Origin of the sequence: Entomomonas sp. E2T0 (genome assembly GCF_025985425.1) — a bacterium.
Classification (GTDB): domain Bacteria; phylum Pseudomonadota; class Gammaproteobacteria; order Pseudomonadales; family Pseudomonadaceae; genus Entomomonas.
This window is the reverse complement of sequence record NZ_CP094972.1, coordinates 60,776-77,660: the sequence shown is the minus strand read 5'-3', so window position 1 is coordinate 77,660 and position 16,885 is coordinate 60,776. Positions and strand designations below refer to the sequence as shown.

Here is a 16,885-nt window from a genome sequence, read left to right as displayed (position 1 = left end):
TAATTAATTACATATATAAATTCTCCTATGGCTGTATTTCGTCATTCTAGTTATAAAAAGAACTTTCAAAAAAAGCTGGTTGCAGCAGAGCCTAGCAAGTTATTGCTGTTTAATAAGCCTTTTGATGTTCTCACCCAGTTTACTGATGAGCAGGGTAGAAAAACCTTAAAGGATTTTATTAATGTTAAAGGTGTTTATCCTGCAGGCCGATTAGATCGAGATAGTGAAGGGTTATTACTATTAACTAATGATGGAAAATTACAGGCTAAAATTGCTGATCCTAAATTTAAATTACCTAAAACCTATTGGGTACAAGTAGAAGGGACACCTACTGAACAACAACTAGAGCAGTTGCGAAAAGGGGTAGAGTTGAAAGATGGTTTAACATTGCCTGCACAAGTTAAATTGATTGATGAGCCTGATTTGTGGGAGCGTGATCCACCAGTAAGATTTCGTAAAACTATACCTACCCATTGGTTAGCTTTAACCATACGAGAAGGGCGTAATCGACAAGTACGACGTATGACAGCAGCAGTAGGATTACCTACCTTACGTTTAGTACGAGTGAAAATAGGTGACTGGACATTAGATGGATTGGCTCAAGGTGAATGGAGAGAGGTACCTGCTATATTACCGAAAGGTAATCAATAATCCCTAAGCCAGCGGCATAGCCTGTGGCAAAACAGCCTGTTAATAAATAACCGCCTGTTGGTGCTTCCCAATCAAGCATTTCTCCAGCACAGAACACACTGGGCAGTTTCTTTAACATCAAATTATTGGTCAACTCATCAAAGCAAACACCGCCAGCAGAACTGATAGCTTCTGCTAGGGGTCTAGGTTTGGTTAAAATGATAGGTAAAGTTTTTAATAGTTTGGGTAGATTAGCTAAATTTTGTAAGGCTTGTGGAGCTAATTCCCTTACTAAGCCCATTTTAATATCTTTAAGGTTAATTTGCTTACGTAGAAAATTGCTAATAGATTGGCTACCTTGCGTTTTACTTAGTTGCTGTTGTAGCTTTTCTAAAGAGGTTTGAGGAAATAAATCAAGGTATAGGGTAACACTACCTTGTTTATTAATGGTTTCTCGTAGCGGAGTAGATAAAGCATAAATGGCACTGCCTTCTACACCGTATTGGCTAATTAATAATTCACCAAGCTGTTGCTGCTGTTTTCCTTGTGCATCTATAAAAGAACAGGTGACTTGTTTAACTGGCGAGCCTGCATATTTTTCTTTAAAAATACTAGACCAACCTTTAACTTCGAATCCACAGTTTGATGGTTGCCAAGCAGAACAATTAATTTGTCTTTGTTGTAAATAGCTTAACCATTGGCCATCTGTTCCTAGTCTAGGATAACTAGCACCACCTAAGGCTAATAAAGTAGCATTAGCAGTGAGTTTTTTGATACCTGCAGGGGTAGTAAAAATAAGATTATTTTCCCTATCCCAACCTTGCCAAGTATGTCGCGTATAGAATTGTATACCTTGTTCTCGTAAACGTTTTAGCCATGCTCGTAATAGGGGCGCTGCCTTCATTTCTTTGGGGAAAATACGTCCTGAACTGCCAATAAAGGTTTCAATACCTAGACCATGGCACCATCTTAGCAACTGTTCTGTACTAAATTTTTGTAGATAGGGTGTTAGACTGTTAGTAGGGATATAACGTTGACTAAATTGATTAAAAGGTTCGGAGTGAGTGATATTTAAACCACCAATACCTGCTAATAAAAACTTTCTACCTACTGAAGGCATACGATCAAAAATATGCACACTAAAACCTTGCTGACTAATAACTTCAGCCGCTATAAGGCCAGCAGGCCCTCCGCCAATAATAGCAATAACAGGTTGATCAGTATTGGTTGTCATAAATTAGCCATAAATAAGGATTATTATAAATCACTTAATATTAATAGAATAGCTAATAGGCTAAGCTGAATAAAGGCTGTATGCTATAACAATCTTAAAATGTATGCATGGATTTAGTTTATTATATAGCGATATAACATCAGAAAAAACAGATTGAGGTTTTAATTAATAATGGCGGGCAGTCGTTCGTTAACAAATACACTCTATAATTTATGGTCGCTAGAGCGGGTTGCTTATAGTATAAGGGTATTTATTGCTTTAACAGGAGTAATGGCAGTATGTTGGTGGCGAGATGAATTATCATTATTAGTACCTTTATTTTTAGGTATTATTGCAAGTGCTTTAGCGGAGACTGATGATAATTGGCAGGGAAGATTAAAGGCTCTTATTGTAACATTAGTCTGTTTTAGTATTACATCTGCCTCTGTTACTATCTTATTCCCTTATCCATGGTTATTTGCTGTAGGTCTTGCTACCTCTGCTTTTTTTCTCACCTTGTTGGGTGCTATTGGTAGTCGTTACAGTACCATTGGCATGGCGACATTAATTCTTTCTATTTATACTATGATTAGTGTTAGCCAACATATTGAGATGAATAATCCACATATTTGGCGTGATAGTATCGCATTAATCGTTGGTGCTGCATGGTATGGAGTGTTATCGGTTGTTTGGAGTTTTCTATTTGCTCATCAACCTGTGCTATATGCATTAGCGAGTTTATTTTATGAGTTGGGTGAATATCTAAGAATTAAAGCAACTTTGATAGAGCCCGTTAGGCGCTTAGATATTGAGGAAAGGAGATTAGCTTTAGCTAAACAAAATGGCAAGGTAGTAGCTGCCCTTAATGTGGCAAAAGAAACCATATTAAATAGAATGAAAGGTAGCCGTCATAATCCTCAGGTAAGCCGTTATTTAAAACTTTACTTTATTGCTCAGGATATTCATGAGCGAGCAAGTTCATCGCATTATCCTTATGATGCGTTAAGTGAAGCATTTTTTCATAGTGATGTATTATTTCGTTGTCAGTTATTGTTACACCATCAAGGTAGGGCTTGTCAGTTATTAGCTAAAGCCATTCGTTTAAAGGAACCCTTTGCTTACAGTGAAAGTACAGAAGCTTTAGAGGACTTAAAAAAATCTATTGATTATGTGAAACAACAGCCAGAAACCAATAGAAGATTATTACGCTCAGTACGTGCTTTAGCACAAAATTTAACCGTGTTAGAGCAAAAGTTAGTGGATGCTAAAAACCCTGATGCATTAACCCATCAAGATATTAGTTTATTTGATCGAGAAGTACATACTTTTAAAGAAGCATTTATTCGTTTAAAACAAAATCTTTCTTTTACTTCATTAACATTTCGTCATGCTGTACGTATAGCCATTGCTCTTTCTGTGGGTTATGGGTTAATGCATTTATTAAATGCTGAATATGGTTTTTGGATTTTACTGACAACACTATTTGTTTGTAGACCAAGTTATGGTGCAACAAGAGTGCGTCTAGTGCAACGGATGATAGGTACAGTTATTGGGGTGGTAAGTGGTTGGGCATTGATTACATTGTTCCCTAGTTTAATTGTGGAATCGATTATTACTATTATCGCAGGGGTTTTATTCTTTGCTTATCGAGTAAGTCGTTATACGTTATCGACAGCTTTTATTACATTAATGATTTTGTGTTGTTTTAATCAAATGGGTAGCTCAGCCTTTACCATGATTATGCCACGCTTATTGGATACATTTATTGGTTGTGCTATTGCAGGTTTTGCGGTGTTTTTAATTTTACCTGATTGGCAGGGTAGACAATTAAATAGAGTTTTAGCTAATACCTTAAGTACTAGCAGTCGTTATTTACGCGAAATTATGCGCCAATATGAGACAGGCAAGGAAGATGATTTAGATTATCGAGTTGCCCGTCGTAATGCCCATAATGCAGATGCTGCCTTATCAAGTGCATTAGCCAGTATGTTATTAGAGCCTGGCTACTTTAGAAAAGATGCCGATGCAGGTTTTCGCTTTCTAGTGGTTTCTCATACCGTGCTAAGTTACTTATCAGCCTTAGGTGCACATCGAGAAACATTGCAGGATGATACTGAAACAGATGCTTTACTAGAAAGAGTGATATCTACCATTGCAGATGACTTAGATGAAATAGCCAATGATCTTTTATTGAAAAAGCCTGTTAAATTAAAGAGTGAGACAGAGGAGTCATTAGCTAAAGAATTAGAACAATTACCCGAAGAAATGGATGATAATTTAAAACTAGTACTAACAGAATTAGCGTTAATTTGTAGGCAACTAATACGTATTAGAACATTATCTGCACAATTGCAACATCAGGCAATAGAACAACCAGTGACTAATTAGTCACTGGTCTTTTTCTTAAACACATAAAATAGATTAGGCTCACTCACTAAATAAAGATTGTTTTCATCATCCATTGCTATACCTTCAGCTTGTGGTATCGATTTAGTGAGTCCTTTTGCGAATCTTAATGATAGGCTACTAATAGGGCGTCCTTTTTTATCAATCTCAACAATTAATTTAGATTCATCAGATAGTACTAATAGATGTTGATATTGTTGATTGAAGTCTAAACTGGATACATCACGAACAAACAAACGTTGATCACGGTTAGGGTTATTGCCTACTTCTATATCCATGGTTGTATTAGGTTTTTGTGGGAAACCAGTTACTTCATAGATGTGGATAGGGTCACGTTCTTTAGCAGCATAAAGCTTTTTATTTGCAGAGTCCCAAGCTAGCCCTTCAATTCCCTTGTTGTCAGTTAAGCCCATACCAAGTGTAAGTTGTTGTAGGCCCTCCGTGTTAATTTCAGTGGTAGTAGGTGTAATAATCACTTTAATAAGTTTTTGCCTTCTTTCGTCGGCTACAATAAAGCGTTCATCTCCTATGTATTCAACTGCTTCAGGATCACCAAAACCTGTTAGTTTTATACTACGTAATAATTCACCTGTGGTGGATAGTTCAATTATTTGTTGTGGATTATTGACAACGGCAAATAGCGTTCTTGTGTCATGGTTCCATGTTAGACCTGATAGATTGTTATCAATAGTTTTGATAGGTTTTGCTTCTATGATAACTTTATAATCTGGCAGCCACAGGGATTTATTTTTCCATTCATTAGCATGGCGCCATTCTTTAATACTGTATGCAACACGGTCATAAACACGAAGTTTTTGATTAACAAAATAAAGTGAGATAATTAACAATAGTAGAATAACTATAAAGATAGTTATTTTTTTAGTAAAAAATTTAGCCAATTTAAATACCTTCTCATCAATGAGAGCTTAAATAACCTCAGATACAAAATGACAGTGTTCAGGTAGTTCCATCACTAATCTATCACCTGTATTTAAAGGGCCAACACCTTTTGGTGTACCTGTTAATACAACATCACCTGGTAATAAGGTAAAATTATTAGCAATATATTGAATAAGTTCCACAATAGGTGTGAGCATTTCGCTACTATTACCTTGTTGACAAATATTTCCATTAATAGTTAAACGGATATCGATATCTGTTAGGTTAGGATAATTACTCGCAGGAACAAATGGTGTTAATACACAGGCACCATCAAAACCTTTAGATATTTCCCAAGGTAAGCCCTTTTCTTTAAGTTTTGCCTGCACATCGCGTAGTGTTAGATCTAAGGCAGGTGCAAAACCAGCTATGGCTTCAATTACATCTGTTTGACTAACAGAGCCAGCAAGTTGTTTACCAATGAGTACCGCAATTTCAGCTTCATAGTGGACAGCGCCACGATGGTGTGGAATGGTAAAACCGCCATTACTGCTGACAATAGATGTAGCTGGTTTAATAAATAAAATAGGCTCAGTAGGTATTGGGTTGTTTAATTCCTTTGCATGTTCTGCATAATTGCGCCCTACACATACCACTTTGCCTACAGCAAAATGAATAGTTGTACCATCAATATATTGGTGTTGATAACTCATAGTAAAAACTCAAACCAGAAATAATTTATCGTTGTTAGCAACTTATTAAACTTTAATAAGTTAGTTAATTTTATAGTAGAAAACAACTGCTTAAAATAACAATTATTTTTAATTATAAACATGTTCACTTTTAACTATCTAAAATAACCTCTATAGATTTTGTAACTGCAATTTCTTGTGGAGTAATATTACAACTATAAGCTAAAATTTTTACTCCTGCTTGATGAGCTAATTGCAGTGTTTTAGCATAGTTTGCATCAATTTCTTTACATGCTCTGACAGCAGAAATATTAGTTAAATTAACACAGTAAAGAAGAACAGTATTGGTTCCTTGTTTTGCCAATTCGGCTAACTCTCTAAGGTGCTTACTACCTCTACTAGTTACCGCATCCGGAAAGGCTGCGATATCACTATTATCATACCCAAGAGTGACACTCTTAACTTCTAAATAAGTAGTGGTTTTATTAGGATAATCTAGACAAAAATCTATACGAGAATTTTCTTGACCGTATTTGACTTCACGACGTAGTTGATTAAACCCTAGTAATTCCTTAATAACACCTCGCTGTAGGGCTTCTTCTACTAGCTTATTAGCTAAATGTGTATTAACACATGCAAGCCTACCTTGTGGTGTTTCAGATAGTGTCCATGAACCTGCTGATTTACGTTTAGGATCTGTTGAGCGACTAAACCAAATGCGGCAACCTTCACTCATACAATTAAGCATAGAACCAGTGTTTGGGCAATGAATAGTTAATATTTCACCGGTTGCAGTTTTAATATCTGCTAAAAAACGTTTATAACGTTTAATAAGTATTGCTTCTTCTAAAGGGGGATCAAATTGCATTGTTTAACCTTGCCAGTTTTGTAGGCCACGAGCGATACGGTTAACAGCTTCTTCTAATACAGGCAAACTTTGGGTATAAGCGAAGCGCACATGTTGATTAGAGTGATAGTTACCAAAATCTAATCCAGGTGTAAAAGCAACATGTTGATTTTCTAAAAAGTAATAACAGAATTTATAAGCATCATCAGTAAAGGCTGAAACATCAGCATAAAGATAGAATGCACCATCAGGTTTAGTTTTAATTTTAAAACCTAGCTCTGTTAAAGCAGGTAATAAAAAGTCACGACGCTTGGCAAATTCTGCTCGACGTGCCTCTAAAATAGTTTGTGTTTCGGGTTTAAAACAAGCTAATGCAGCGTATTGAGAAACACTAGTAGCACTGATATAAACGTTTTGTGCAAATTTTTCTAAGCTATCTACAGCTTCTAGTGGAGCTACTAACCAACCTAAACGCCAGCCAGTCATTCCATAGTATTTGGAGAAACTGTTAAGAATATAAGCGTTATCATCTACTTCTAAAGCACTAGGTGCCTCTACGCCATAGGTTAAACCATGGTAAATTTCATCTGAAATAAAATAACCTTGATGTTGTTGGCAAGTTTTGGCAAGTGCTGCTAATTCATCTTTATTTAAAATAGTGCCTGTTGGATTAGCAGGTGAGGCAACTAAAATACCTGCTGTATTGTTGTCCCAATGTTGTTCTAGTAGTTTAGGGGTTAGTTGGTAATTGCTAGTATGATCTGTGGGGATCATTTTTGCATCGGCCTCTACCAACCTTAAAAAATTTCGGTTGCAGGGGTAACCAGGGTCAGCCATTAGCAAGTGCTGACCAGCTTCGACCAGTAAACCACTGACTAATAGTAGGGCACCAGAACCACCAGGGGTAATTAAAATACGTTTGTAGTCTATATCAAGGTTATAGCGTATTTTATAGAGTTTAGCTATTTCTTTACGTAACGCAGGTAAGCCAAGTGCAGGTGTGTACTGTGTATAGCCCGCATCAATAGCCGCTTTGGCAGCTTCTAAAATTGGCTCAGCTGTGGTGAAGTCTGGTTCACCAATTTCTAAATGTATTACTTGCTTACCTTCAGCTTGTAATTCATTTGCCCTAGCTAATAAAGCCATGACTTGAAAGGGCTCAATAGATTCACTACGTTTAGTGAAAGTCTTATTCATAAGGGTAAATGCCTTGTTATATCCTTGATTAAATATTATATGATAACAAAATTAAGAAATAATTAAGTCAATACTAATTGTTATATCACTTATTCTTTTTTGTAAGGAACTATTCACTAAACTTTGTACATTTTACCTTGTAGTATTTTAGGAAATATTATATTGTACAAGTTATTTTGATTGTTGATTAATGCTAGGATTAATGATATTAAGTTAATTATTTTTGCGTTACTGCATAAATTTTTTAATTTAATGGGTTAAATGATAGAGAAAGACTAAAGTAGTACTAGATTAGTTTCTCACTATCTGATAATTTGCGCCGTCAAATTTTTATTAAAGCTTATTAATAAAGGTTTAATATCCTTTAAGTGGTTTGTTTTAAAAAGAGGGAAAAGCAGTGGCTAAGGCTAAAAAAACTCCAGAAAAGAAAGGTTCTGAAGAAACTATCGGTCAAGGATTCACACCTTATAAAGAAAAGAAAGGTGAAGAATACATGAGCGAAGCAATGCGCGAACATTTTGCAGGGATTCTTAAAAAATGGCGCGCAGAGCTAGTAGAGGATATGACTCGTACAGTTGAGCATATGCAGGATGATGCTGCTAATTTTCCAGATCCAGCAGATAGAGCAACTCAAGAAGAAGAGTTTAGTTTGGAACTACGAACTCGTGATAGAGAGCGTAAATTAATCAAGAAAATTGATGATACGTTACAATTGATTGCAGAAAATAATTATGGATGGTGTGATTCTTGTGGTGTTGAGATTGGTATTCGCCGCTTAGAAGCGCGTCCAACAGCAACACTTTGCATTGATTGTAAAACATTAGCAGAGATAAAAGAGAAGCAAACAGGTCTATAGTATTTTTGTTATCCTTTGTTAGCTATGCCTAAGCCTTATATTGGTCGCTTTGCCCCCACTCCTAGTGGGGGTTTGCATTTAGGATCATTAGTTGCTGCTTTGGCTTCTTACTTGGATGCTAAAGCAGCAAATGGCAAATGGCTTATTCGTATTGAAGATATTGATCCTCCTAGGGAAGTGGTAGGTGCTACGGAAAATATTCTACGCACTTTAGAAGCTTATGGTTTTGAATGGGATGGTGAAATTTTATACCAAAGCAGTCGTTTGGCTGATTATGAGTTGGTAATAGATAAGCTATTTAATAATGGACTAGCTTATGCTTGTACCTGTTCAAGAAAACAATTAGAAAACTATTCAATTTATCCAAATTTTTGTCGTGATGCATTAAAGCCTCGTTTAGACGCCGCTATTAGAATTCGTGTACCAGAGTTAATTTATCAGTTTATTGATCGTGTGCAAGGTAATTTCTCTCAGCATTTGGGGCAAGAAGTTGGGGATTTTATTATTAAGCGTCGAGATGGTTTTTTTGCTTATCAGTTAGCGGTAGTGCTAGATGACTCTGAACAAGGGATTACTGATATTGTGAGGGGTGCAGACCTATTAGATTCAACGCCTAGGCAGCTTTACTTACAAGAACTACTAGGGTTTTCTATGCCAAAGTATTTACATGTTCCCATATTGTTAGATGTAAATGGCCATAAGTTAAGTAAAACACAGTGTTCACCTATTCTACCTATAGTAGAAGCTAGTAAGTTGTTAATAACAGCGCTAGAAGTTTTAGGTCAACCTGTAGAAACAAACTTATATAAAGAAACACCACAACAAATTTTAAATTATGCAATAACTAATTGGTGTGTTGATTTAATTCCTAAAAATCAATTTATGGTTTACACACATCCATATTGATATAAATATATTATCTAAGTATTTGTAAATATAGAATTATGTACAATGATAAATTTTCATTTATCTATGGATGGCTAATCAAAATAGGGGTATAAGTAGGGGTGTAAATATTAAATTAATTTTACTATAGGTTAAATCATGGCTAGATTAATAACCCCTCTAACAGACAACAAAGTTAATACTGCAAAACCATAAGATAAACCCTATAAATTATTTGATGGTAGTGGCCTATTCTTATTAGTTAAGAAAAACGGTATTAGAAGTTGGCGGTTAAAATCTAAACGACCTGATAAGCGTGAAAATGAGTTAACTTTTGGCAATTATCCAGAGGTTACTTTAAAAGAAGCCAGTAAAAAAAGAGAAAAAGCCAAATTTGCAAACCTTACAAAATAACGCTTTTTACCTATACCTTACAATGTAATCATTGTGCTCCTTTAATTATAACGGTAATGTTTACAAAATAAGGGCTTTTTCTATCATTGTTTAAGAGCGTGAAAAAAACTGACATTAAAATAATATTACTATAATTCAAAATTCTTACTAAGAAAACACAACTTAATTGTTGGTTTTTTTATGTCTATTGTTCTTGTTAAAGCAAGAAGAATCAAAAGCTTATGCTAATTATAATGTAATCTCCATTAAACAACAAAGGAGATTTAAAAATGGCAAATGGTAATAGAGCGCCTAATAATTTATATATTGCTAGTAGTAATAATTCTGCACGAACCTATTCCTCTGTAGGACCATTAGATGTTAATAATATCTTTACTGAAATATATCAAGGAAAAACTCAATATGGTTTAACCAACTGGGGGTTAAATGATTATATTAATTATGATATAAGTTTTTGTTTTTCCACTACCAAACCTGTTCCTTCTGGAGTTAAGCTTTTAATCACTACGGGATTATCTGAATATACAGAATATCATGAGCTTTCTCATATAGAGTTTGAGTTTCCAGAAGGGCAAACTAATTTTCAACCCTTAATATTAGCAAATTTTTTAGGATATTTTGCTGATGATACAAAAAGTTTAACAATAATTGATAATAAAGCTGGTGGATTAAAGTTTAAGGCTCGTTCAGTAAACCATATGGTAAAACTTATCGGGTTGCCTTCAGACATAGAGTGGTCAAATAGTGAGATATACAGAGGCCAATATATTGGTACGATGGTTGACAGCCAGTTAGTTTATAATCCTTAAAAATGAAGCCCCTTTCTAGAATTAGTCAGGGGATTTTTAATATCATTTTTTCTTGCTAAAGCAAAAAAGAATCAATGTTATGTATTAAACGTACCTATTTAACCCCTGTCCCACAACAAAGATAAGCTCTATCTAAAATATTGAGTGTGGCGCAGAAATGCAACTAAAAATACAAATTTAGTCGTATAAAAATAACTAAAAATTTAAGCATACTTAAATAAATGCAAATACAAACTGTATTACAAAAAATCTTCTATTAAACGCCTTAACTATTGCCCTTTTATATTGCACATACTCATCTAGTGACGAAAGAAATAGCCAACCATATAAAACAGCATAAGGACATTATAAAAAGTGAATTGTTGGTGTACTCTCAAGATGTCCTGAAATTACTCTAATTAACCGAACTAACCATACAACAGCAAACATGGCTTAATCAAATGGCTGATATACTTAATGTTACCCCTGATTATCTACTACAACATAGATTAATAGATCAGTTTGATTTAATAGGGTTAGTACACAAAGCTCCTGTTATAGTGACTAATATCGCGAAATCGAGCTATTACTGGTTAAAAATTAACAATAACAATCCTAGCTAGCCAGATAAAACAATTAGCCTATTAGCTAATTAATAAACAGAATCAATAATATTATTATTGTACTCGTTAAATATAGTTAACCATTTTTTATATTTGATAGACATAAGCTTATAACTTTAGTTTGTATTTATTATGGGCTAAAGTTTTTTTATTGAGAGAACAAAAAAGAACCACGAGAACCACCCCCATGCACACATATAATTTATTCTATTTAATAGACAAGGTGGCTAGATAGTAACTACCCTTACACAAGGAAAATCATATTTGTTAAATCTGAAAAACAGAGATATTTTTTTATGATTATTAGCGACGTGCTAATATTAACTTGGGGATAGATAACCCATATTTTTATATTTAATGATTTATATACTAAGGATTAATGTTATGAAACATTTTATTAAACTAATTGCTGTCACTTCTATTGTCGCTTTTCTTTCTGGTTGTACTGGCCATGTTTATAATAATGAAAGAAATTGTAGTTATGATTATTTCCTGCACCCAGATGTATCTATCTCTAAAGTAATTGGTGGCTGTGGACCTGTAGCTAACCATAAATAATTTTATGATATGAAGTCTTGCAATTAGTCACTAGGTAGGCTTTTTAAGATTTTTAATACTTATATAAAGAATTTTCTAAAAATAAGAAAATTCTTTATATTAATGTAAGAATAATATTCTTATAATTTAAAGTTTTTTATTTAGAGAACCAAAAAAGACTCTCCCAACGCGCGAAAAGTGACCAGAGAGTAACCACCCTCATGCGCGAGCAAATAACACTTATATAATTTTGTCAGTCCATAAAAAAGCACCTGTTACAGTAACCATAATTTAATAAAAATAGTGATTTGCTAATATAACCCTCTTTTTAAACTACTTGCTGTGTTATTGCACAGGTGGCGCATTAACTAAGGCTAAACTACAGATACAAACTAGGATGTGGATAGCTTCTAAATTAAAGCCTAGAGTTTACGGAAATAAACCAGAGCCACATCCAACTACGCAACAACCGACAGCCCTTAATATTATTATAGGTGAACAAAGAAAACGCGACCTAGTCAAGCTAACAGACGAACAATTAGAACAATGCAATCAAGTAGCTTTAGCCAATAAAGCAAAACAATAATTATAAGTTGTTTATCAAGTCGCTATAGATCAAGTTAGTTATAGAAATATTTTGAATTATCTGAGTCCATAAAAAAGAGTAACCCAGAAGTAACCCGCCTTAACAACAAAGTAAACATTAATGTAAACATTTTTCAATAAGCTATTTTATGAAAGTTATTGATTAACAAGACTTATAGTTAAATAGATGTTAAGGTAAACAACTTTTGAAATTAGGGATTTTTTTATACCTGCGAAATTAAAAATTAAAATTTGCTATTTGTAGTTAAAAAATAATAATACTATTACTAAATTAATGGCCTTTATTAAATAGATAAAATATAGAATAAGAGTGTAAATAGAGGTGTTATTAAAAATTAAAATAGAATATATCAATAAAATTAATATCTTATTCATCGTATTTTATTCCATTCCTAAAAAACAAGAAATAACAGTGGCTATATAAAATATTTGTTGTTTTAAGTCTAAATTAATATTAGTTTACTATGATATAAGATAAGTTTTAGTGAACTGCTAAAAATAAACAGATAGATTTAAAGTAAAAATTAGTTGTGTACAATCAGCAGCTAAATCAATGGAGTTTTTAGGTATTGCGTACGACAATTCTTATGCTGATAGAGATGTACAAGAGTATATCGAGAATAATTTATAATCATCATTGATTTTGGTTTCTTAGGGGTAACACTAATAGAAGAGTAGTTAAGGGGTTAGTGTTATCTCTAAAGAAATCGATTGTATTTCAATGTAAAATGAATAAGAACGATAGTTAGTCATCATTTTATAAAGTATCTTATACCTCTCTTATTTGTATTTACTGGCTTCTATTAGTTTTTCAGTATCATATTATCTGTGGCATAATAGGTAATATAGACAGTATTAAGAAATTCTTCATATTTAGGAAAAGTTATGAAAATTACGCAGAATATTACAGTATTAACAGTACTTTTATTATTGTTAGGTATTGCTGGTTGTATGCCTAAATTAGACAGTAAAACTTATGGAAGAGAAGAAGTACGTAATATACAAAATGTGACCTTGGGTACGATTCTTAATTTGAGACCTGTTAGAATAGATGGTTCGAGAAGCGGTGTAGGTGCTGGCGCTGGTGCTATTGCAGGAGGTGCTGCTGGTGCTTCAGGTGGGGCTAATTCATTTGGTGATGCGGCTGGTGCTGTGGTAGGGGCGGTGATTGGTGCAGTGGCTGTAGGTTTAATTGGTACAGTAACCGAAGAAGGCTTAACTCGTACTGATGGCGTAGAAATGATTATTAAACAAGATGGTGAAGATGGTCGTTTAATTTCTATTGTACAAGAGGTAGACCCTAACCAGATTATTCGTGTTGGTGATCGAGTTTATATTATTGTTAATAGTTATAACAAAGTGCGTATAGCGCAGACAGGACAGAATATAGCGGATCAGCAGCAACCAAAAAATAATCCATGAATTTGTAAAAGAATTATTGACTAATATCGCGTAGCCTCGTAATGTTGCGCATTAATTTTGTTAATAGGTGGGAGTATTAGCTTGAAACCAGTAAAAGTTGGCATATGTGGGTTGGGTACTGTCGGTGGTGGTACTTTTAATGTATTAGTGCGTAATGCGCAAGAGATTGCTCGTCGCGCAGGTAGAGATATTGAGGTAGCACAAATTGCAGCTCGCTCTATTAACCCACAATGTCAAACAGGTAGCACCCCTATTACGGAAGATGTTTTTGATGTAGTAAATAACCCTGAAATTGATATTGTTGTTGAGTTAATTGGCGGTTATACCTTAGCTCGTGAGTTAGTACTTAAAGCAATTGAAAATGGTAAGCATGTAGTTACTGCTAATAAAGCATTGATTGCTGTACATGGTAATGAAATTTTTACTAAGGCAGAAGAAAAAGGTGTTATTGTTGCTTTTGAAGCTTCAGTGGCTGGCGGTATCCCAATTATTAAAGCAATTCGTGAAGGATTGGCGGGTAATCAAATTAATTGGGTGGCTGGTATTATTAATGGTACAGGTAATTTTATCCTGACTGAAATGCGTGAAAAAGGCCGTGCGTTTGCTGATGTATTAAAAGAAGCGCAGCAGTTAGGTTATGCCGAAGCTGATCCTACCTTTGATGTGGAAGGTATTGATGCTGCACATAAATTAACTATTTTAGCGTCTATTGCATTTGGTATTCCTTTACAGTTTGATAAAGCCTATACAGAAGGTATTACTAAACTAACCTCTGAAGATGTATTGTATGCAGATGCTTTAGGCTATCGTATTAAACATTTGGGTGTGGCAAAACGCACAGAACAAGGTATTGAATTACGTGTACATCCGACATTAATCCCAGCAGAGAAATTACTAGCTAATGTAAACGGCGTAATGAATGCTGTAATGGTAAATGGTGATGCAGTAGGTTCAACATTATACTATGGTGCAGGTGCAGGTATGGATGCAACAGCCTCAGCAGTGGTAGCTGATTTAGTAGATGTTGTGCGAGTGATGACATCTGACCCTGAAAACCGTGTGCCTCATTTAGCATTCCAACCATCAGCATTATCTGATGTACCTGTATTACCTATTACTGAGTGTGAAACGGCTTATTATTTACGAATTCAAGCTAAAGATTCTCCAGGTGTATTGGCTCAAGTGGCGACTATCCTCTCCGAGCGTGGTATTAATATTGAATCTATTATGCAAAAAGAGTTAGAAGAAATGGATGGTAAAGTCCCAATGATTTTACTTACCCATAAAGTAACTGAAGCAAAAATGAATGATGCGATTACTGCACTTGAAGCCTTAGAGGGTGTAGAGGGGCAAGTAGTACGTGTTCGTGTTGAACAGCTAAATTAATAAAGTGTATTAACTATGCGTTATATTAGTACTCGCGGGCAAGCGCCTGCATTAAACTTTGAAGATGTTTTATTAGCAGGTTTAGCCTCTGATGGTGGCTTATATGTGCCTGAAAATTTACCTCGCTTTACAGTAGAAGAAATTAGTAGTTGGGCTGGTTTACCTTATCACGAGCTAGCTTTTAAAGTCATGCGCCCTTTTGTTGAGGGTAGTATTCCTGATGCTGATTTTAAACAAATTCTTGAAGAAACTTATGGCGTGTTTGCTCATCAGGCAGTAGCCCCATTACGTCCTTTAGCAGGTAATGAATGGGTACTTGAGTTATTTCATGGCCCAACCTTAGCCTTTAAAGATTTTGCCTTACAATTACTAGGTCGTTTATTAGATTATGTATTAGCTAAACGTAATGAACGTGTAGTGATTATGGGGGCAACTTCTGGTGATACTGGTTCAGCAGCCATTGAGGGTTGTCGCCGTTGTGGGAATGTAGATATTTTTATTCTGCATCCACATAATCGCGTATCAGAAGTACAACGCCGCCAAATGACCACTATCTTAGGTGATAATATTCATAATATTGCCATTGAAGGTAATTTTGATGATTGCCAAGAAATGGTTAAAGCAAGCTTTGCAGATCAAGGTTTCTTAAAAGGTACTCGTTTAGTAGCAGTAAACTCAATTAATTGGGCGCGTATTATGGCGCAGGTTGTTTACTACTTTTATGCTGCTTTACAACTAGGTGGACCATCACGTTCTGTGGCATTCTCTGTGCCTACAGGTAACTTTGGGGATATTTTTGCGGGTTATTTAGCACGTAATATGGGTTTGCCAATCAATCAGTTGATTGTAGCGACTAATCGTAATGATATTCTGCATCGCTTTATGTCAGGTAACCATTATGATAAAGATCAGTTGCATCCTTCTTTATCTCCTTCGATGGATATTATGGTTTCCTCTAATTTTGAGCGTTTGCTGTTTGACTTGCATGGTCGCAATGGTAAGGCTGTAGCTGAGTTATTAGATAACTTTAAGCAAACAGGTCAGCTTTCTATAGAACAAGATCGTTGGACAGAAGCACGTAAATTATTTGATTCATTAGCAGTGTCTGATGAAGAAACCTGTGCAACTATCGCAGAAGTATTTAAACAAACAGGTGAAGTATTAGATCCTCATACTGCCATTGGAGTAAGAGCGGCTCGTTTATGTCGTCGTAGTTTAGCTTTACCTATGGTTACTTTAGGTACTGCTCATCCTGTGAAGTTCCCAGAAGCAGTGGAAAAAGCAGGTGTGGCAAAAGCTATTGAACTTCCTGCCCATTTAACTGATCTATTTAAACGTGAAGAACGTTGTACAGTGCTTGCTAATGATTTAGCGAAAATACAAGCTTTTGTTAGCCAACATGGTAATAGAGGCAAGCCACTGTAATCGTCATTATGGATAAGGGAGCAAATAGCTCCCTTATTTATTTCTATATTTTGTAAATTAAGAAATTCGTGAGGATATA

The 16,885-nt window shown here is 34.9% G+C and carries 16 protein-coding genes and 1 pseudogene; 12 read left to right on the top strand and 5 right to left on the bottom strand.

Annotated features, from left to right (window positions below; translation table 11 throughout):
- The first annotated feature begins 75 nt into the window (after positions 1-75).
- Complete coding sequence (locus MTZ49_RS00395; RefSeq protein WP_264747911.1) at positions 76-651, top strand: rRNA large subunit pseudouridine synthase E; 576 nt, start codon at positions 76-78, stop codon at positions 649-651.
- On the opposite strand, the gene MTZ49_RS00390 is transcribed toward MTZ49_RS00395, so the two are convergent.
- A complete protein-coding gene (locus MTZ49_RS00390) occupies positions 626-1,864 on the bottom strand; it encodes a TIGR03862 family flavoprotein (protein WP_264746463.1) in 1,239 nt (412 codons plus the stop codon). The genes MTZ49_RS00395 and MTZ49_RS00390 overlap by 26 nt on opposite strands.
- A gap of 171 nt (positions 1,865-2,035) precedes the next feature.
- On the opposite strand from MTZ49_RS00390, the gene yccS reads away from it, so the two are divergent.
- On the top strand, positions 2,036-4,231 hold the full coding sequence (gene yccS, locus MTZ49_RS00385; RefSeq protein ID WP_264746462.1) for a YccS family putative transporter: 2,196 nt from the start codon (positions 2,036-2,038) through the stop codon (positions 4,229-4,231).
- Here yccS and MTZ49_RS00380 read toward each other — a convergent pair.
- From MTZ49_RS00380 to MTZ49_RS00365, 4 genes are all read right to left on the bottom strand, one after another.
- A complete protein-coding gene (locus MTZ49_RS00380) occupies positions 4,228-5,148 on the bottom strand; it encodes an SdiA-regulated domain-containing protein (RefSeq protein ID WP_264746461.1) in 921 nt (306 codons plus the stop codon). The two genes, yccS and MTZ49_RS00380, sit on opposite strands and share 4 nt — an antisense overlap.
- 27 nt (positions 5,149-5,175) lie before the next feature.
- Entirely contained in the window at positions 5,176-5,841 is a 666-nt protein-coding gene (locus MTZ49_RS00375; protein WP_264746460.1) for a fumarylacetoacetate hydrolase family protein, read from the bottom strand.
- A gap of 130 nt (positions 5,842-5,971) precedes the next feature.
- The gene (gene sfsA, locus MTZ49_RS00370; protein WP_264746459.1) at positions 5,972-6,688 is read right to left on the bottom strand and encodes a DNA/RNA nuclease SfsA; all 717 of its coding nucleotides are present in this window, start codon (positions 6,686-6,688) and stop codon (positions 5,972-5,974) included.
- Between the two features lie 3 nt (positions 6,689-6,691).
- Positions 6,692-7,864 carry a pyridoxal phosphate-dependent aminotransferase gene (locus MTZ49_RS00365; RefSeq protein ID WP_264746458.1) on the bottom strand — a complete coding sequence of 391 codons (1,173 nt, stop codon included), beginning with the start codon at positions 7,862-7,864 and terminating at the stop codon, positions 6,692-6,694.
- 445 nt (positions 7,865-8,309) lie between these two features.
- Between MTZ49_RS00365 and dksA the strand changes: the two genes are divergently transcribed.
- The 10 genes and pseudogenes from dksA to thrC all read left to right on the top strand — a co-directional run bounded on the left by dksA (position 8,310) and on the right by thrC (position 16,806).
- Positions 8,310-8,720 (top strand): RNA polymerase-binding protein DksA, encoded by a 411-nt coding sequence (gene dksA, locus MTZ49_RS00360; protein ID WP_413774200.1) that lies wholly within the window; start codon positions 8,310-8,312, stop codon positions 8,718-8,720.
- 24 nt (positions 8,721-8,744) lie between these two features.
- Positions 8,745-9,626: a tRNA glutamyl-Q(34) synthetase GluQRS gene (gene gluQRS / locus MTZ49_RS00355; RefSeq protein ID WP_264746456.1), complete on the top strand. Its 882-nt coding sequence runs from the start codon at positions 8,745-8,747 to the stop codon at positions 9,624-9,626.
- Positions 9,627-9,845: 219 nt separating this feature from the next.
- Positions 9,846-10,019 (top strand): annotated as a pseudogene (locus tag MTZ49_RS15770) (Arm DNA-binding domain-containing protein); the annotation flags it as partial.
- A 269-nt stretch (positions 10,020-10,288) separates the two neighbouring features.
- On the top strand, positions 10,289-10,828 hold the full coding sequence (locus MTZ49_RS00350) for a hypothetical protein (RefSeq protein WP_264746455.1): 540 nt from the start codon (positions 10,289-10,291) through the stop codon (positions 10,826-10,828).
- 440 nt (positions 10,829-11,268) lie between these two features.
- Positions 11,269-11,430 carry a hypothetical protein gene (locus tag MTZ49_RS00345; protein WP_264746454.1) on the top strand — a complete coding sequence of 54 codons (162 nt, stop codon included), beginning with the start codon at positions 11,269-11,271 and terminating at the stop codon, positions 11,428-11,430.
- Between the two features lie 384 nt (positions 11,431-11,814).
- Positions 11,815-11,988 carry a YhfL family protein gene (locus MTZ49_RS00340; RefSeq protein ID WP_264746453.1) on the top strand — a complete coding sequence of 58 codons (174 nt, stop codon included), beginning with the start codon at positions 11,815-11,817 and terminating at the stop codon, positions 11,986-11,988.
- 316 nt (positions 11,989-12,304) lie between these two features.
- Entirely contained in the window at positions 12,305-12,553 is a 249-nt protein-coding gene (locus MTZ49_RS00335; protein ID WP_413774163.1) for a hypothetical protein, read from the top strand.
- Between the two features lie 905 nt (positions 12,554-13,458).
- Positions 13,459-13,995 carry a hypothetical protein gene (locus tag MTZ49_RS00330; protein ID WP_264746451.1) on the top strand — a complete coding sequence of 179 codons (537 nt, stop codon included), beginning with the start codon at positions 13,459-13,461 and terminating at the stop codon, positions 13,993-13,995.
- A gap of 81 nt (positions 13,996-14,076) precedes the next feature.
- Positions 14,077-15,381 (top strand): homoserine dehydrogenase, encoded by a 1,305-nt coding sequence (locus MTZ49_RS00325; RefSeq protein WP_264746450.1) that lies wholly within the window; start codon positions 14,077-14,079, stop codon positions 15,379-15,381.
- Between the two features lie 15 nt (positions 15,382-15,396).
- A complete protein-coding gene (gene thrC / locus MTZ49_RS00320; RefSeq protein WP_264746449.1) occupies positions 15,397-16,806 on the top strand; it encodes a threonine synthase in 1,410 nt (469 codons plus the stop codon).
- The last annotated feature ends 79 nt before the right edge of the window (positions 16,807-16,885 follow it).